Source organism: Burkholderia sp. LMG 13014, assembly GCF_905232215.1.
GTDB lineage: Bacteria > Pseudomonadota > Gammaproteobacteria > Burkholderiales > Burkholderiaceae > Burkholderia.
In genome coordinates, this window is the sequence record NZ_CAJNKE010000626.1 from 1 (window position 1) to 3,323 (window position 3,323).

Sequence of the window (3,323 nt, forward strand, 5' to 3'; positions counted from 1 at the left end):
TGTGCCGGCCGGCAGCGTCACGAGGCCCGCGCGCGCGAGCGCCGCGAGATCGACGATCTGGTCGCCAAGCGCCACGCCCGCACGGCGCGACGCTTGCTTCGCATCGCTGAAGATCCCGAACGGCAGGTTCTGGATCGGGAAATCGCAGGCGGGATCGTTCGCCGTCTCGACCCAGCTCTTGCGGGCCGGGTCGAGCGTCGCGCGCCAGTCTTGAGTATCGCTCATCGTTGCTCCGGATTGAAATGTTTCTTGATGCCTTGCCAGCATTCGAAGTAGTCGGCCTGCAGCTGCGCGGTGTCGAGCGCATAGCGCGTCGGCCGGATCAGCGTGCGGGTTTCGAACATGAACGCCATCGTCGCGTCGACCTTGTGCGGCTTCGTCGTGTCGCTCGCGGACGCCTTCTCGAACGTGTCCGCGTCGGGCCCGTGGCCCGACATGCAGTTGTGCAGGCTCGCGCCGCCCGGCACGAAGCCTTCGGCCTTCGCGTCGTACGCGCCGTGCACGAGCCCCATGAATTCGCTCGCGACGTTGCGGTGGAACCAGGGCGGGCGGAACGTATCCTCGGCCGCGAGCCAGCGCGGCGGGAAGATCACGAAGTCGATCGTGTCGACACCCGGCGTATCGCTCTGCGACTGCAGCACCAGGAAGATCGACGGATCGGGATGGTCGTAGCTGATCGAGCCGATCGTGTTGAACAGGCGCAGGTCGTACTTGTACGGCGCGTAGTTACCGTGCCACGCGACGACGTCGAGCGGCGAGTGGCCGATGTCCGCGCGCCATAAACGGCCGTTCAGCTTCGCGATCAGCTCGAACGCACCTTCGCGGTCTTCGTACGCGGCTTGCGGCGTCAGGAAGTCACGCGGGTTCGCGAGACCGTTCGAGCCGATCGGGCCGAGATCCGGCAGACGCAGTTGCGCGCCGAAGTTTTCGCAGATGTAGCCGCGCGCGTCGCCGTCCGGCAGCGCGACGGAAAAACGCACGCCGCGCGGGATCACCGCGATCTCGAACGGCTCGACGTCGAGCCGGCCGAATTCGGTCGCGATGAAGAGCCGCCCCTGCTGCGGCACGATCAGCAGTTCGCCATCCGCGCTGTAGAAGAAGCGGTCCTGCATCGAGCGGTTCGCGGCATACAGGTGAATCGCGCAGCCGTTCATCGCGGCGGCCGAGCCGTTACCGGCCATCGTCACCAGCCCGTCGACGAAATCGGTCGGATCGACCGGCATCGGCAGCGGATCCCAGCGCAGCTGGTTCGGCGACGTCGGCGGCACGTCGACCGAATCGCCGAATTCCGACACGAGCCGCTGCGGGCCCGCGTACGGCTCGAACGGCCGGTGCACGGCCGCCGGGCGGATGCGGTACAACCACGAGCGGCGGTTGTGGCCGCGCGGTGCGGTAAACGCGGTGCCCGACAGCTGCTCCGCATACAGCCCGTACGGCGCGCGCTGCGGCGAGTTGCGGCCGTGCGGCAACGCGCCGGGCAGTGCCTCGGTCGCGAATTCGTTCGCGAAACCGCTCAGGTAGCCGGCGGTCGCCGGTTTCGACAGGTCAAGCGTCATCGTTTCCTTTCTCCCTCAATTCATCGCGGCGTTTGGCGCCTGCGCGCCGTTGCGCCGCGTCACACCGGCAAGCCCCAGGACGAACAGCGCCGAGCACAGCACGGGCACCGCGGCCGCGTGGAACAGCGCACCGTTCGACCAGTTGAGCGCAATCAGTTGCCCGCCGACGAGCGGCCCGAGCACCGAGCCGATCCGGCCGATGCCGAGACTCCAGCCGATGCCCGTCGAGCGCAGCGACGTCGGGTAATACTGGCCCGCGAGCGCGTTGACGGCCGGCTGCCCGCCGACCACGCAGAACCCGCCCGCGAACACCACCACCAGCAGCCACGGCAGCGCATGCGCGACCGAGCCGATCAACCCCACCGACACGGCCGCGCACGCGAAGCATGCGAACAGCACGCGCACGAAGCCGTGGCGTTCGATGAACCAGCCGAGCGACAGCGTGCCGATCACGCCGCCCGTCTGCAGCACCGTGCCGACGATTACCGCCGTGCCGGGCGAATAGCCCGCATCGCGCATCACGGTCGGCAGCCAGTTCGACAGGAAATACAGATCGATCAGGTTCATGAAGCTGATCGCCCACAGCAGCAGCGTGACCGGCAGGCGGCCGTGGCTGAACAGCTCGGCGACCGGCGCGCCGGTCGCGGCGCGCTCGCGCACGACGAGCCGCGTATTCGCATCGATGCCGGCCTGCGGCGCGAAACGCGCGAGCCAGTCGCGCGCCTGCGCGACACGCCCTTTCAGCACCAGGAACTGCAGCGACTCGGGCAGCCGCGCGGCCATCGCGATCGTCAGCACGAGCGGCACCGCGCCGCCGACGAAGAACACCGACCGCCAGCCGAGCGCCGGAATCAGCGCGGCGCTGATGAAGCCGCCGAGCGCCGCGCCGAGCGTGAAACCGCACGACACGATCATCATCCGCTTCACGCGATGCGCAGCCGGGCTGAACTCGCCGACCAGCGCCATCGCGTTCGGCATGATGCAGCCGAGGCCGAGGCCCGTGACGAAGCGCAGCGCCATCAGCACCGGGATCGAGCCCGCGAACGGCGTCGCGAGCATCGTCACCGCGAAGAACAGCGTCGAGCCGATCAGCACCGGGCGCCGCCCGATCCGGTCGGCCAGCACCGACAGCCCGAGCGCGCCGAGCAGCATCCCGAACAGGCTTGCGCTGAACACGGGCCCGAGCGCCTGCTTCGGCACGCCCCATTCGGCGATCACGCTCGGCGCGACGTAGCCCATCGCCTGCGCATCGAAACCGTCGATCACGAGGCACAGCCCGCACAACACGAGCAACATCCAGTGAAAGCCCGGGCGATGGGTCTCGTCGATCACGCACTCGACTTCGAGCACGCGCGCGTCGGCCGGCGCCGCACTCATTGCGCGACCTCTGCGGCCGGATGCACGGGCGGCGTCACGCCCTGGCGCGCGAGCGTCATCGCTTCGCGCAGCACGTCGGCGTCGCCGATCTGGTTCGCGAGCAGCAGGATCAGCTTCGCGTTGACGAGCTGGCTGTCGGCATCGGACAGGTCGCGATGCATGTCGATCAGCGCTTCGTAGAACGCGTCCGGGTCAGCCAGGCGCGGGCGGGTGTCGAGTGAGGGCATGACGGTGTCTCCGGTGTCTTTATCGTATTCAGCGTGCGCAGGTCGCGCGCGCCAGTGCGTCGGCAAGCGCCTGACGGTCGAGCGCGCGCGTGCGAGCGCAGACATGCTGGTCGGGGCGCAACAGGTAGAACGTGCCGGGCTGCGCGTCGTAGCGTTGCGCGGC

The 3,323-nt window shown here is 68.7% G+C and carries 3 protein-coding genes and 1 pseudogene; all 4 read right to left on the reverse strand.

Going from position 1 to position 3,323, the window contains the following annotated elements; translation table 11 throughout:
- A pseudogene (locus tag JYJ84_RS32105) lies at positions 1 to 225 on the reverse strand (fumarylacetoacetase); the annotation flags it as partial.
- A complete protein-coding gene (gene hmgA / locus JYJ84_RS32110) occupies positions 222 to 1,556 on the reverse strand; it encodes a homogentisate 1,2-dioxygenase (protein WP_175222314.1) in 1,335 nt (444 codons plus the stop codon). The gene hmgA and the pseudogene JYJ84_RS32105, both read right to left, overlap by 4 nt.
- Positions 1,557 to 1,571: 15 nt before the next feature.
- Positions 1,572 to 2,933, reverse strand: coding sequence for an MFS transporter (locus JYJ84_RS32115; RefSeq protein ID WP_122944593.1), 1,362 nt, complete (start codon positions 2,931 to 2,933; stop codon positions 1,572 to 1,574).
- Positions 2,930 to 3,160 (reverse strand): DUF2783 domain-containing protein, encoded by a 231-nt coding sequence (locus JYJ84_RS32120; protein ID WP_043189394.1) that lies wholly within the window; start codon positions 3,158 to 3,160, stop codon positions 2,930 to 2,932. The genes JYJ84_RS32115 and JYJ84_RS32120 overlap by 4 nt, the downstream gene beginning before the upstream one ends.
- Positions 3,161 to 3,323 lie beyond the last annotated feature (163 nt).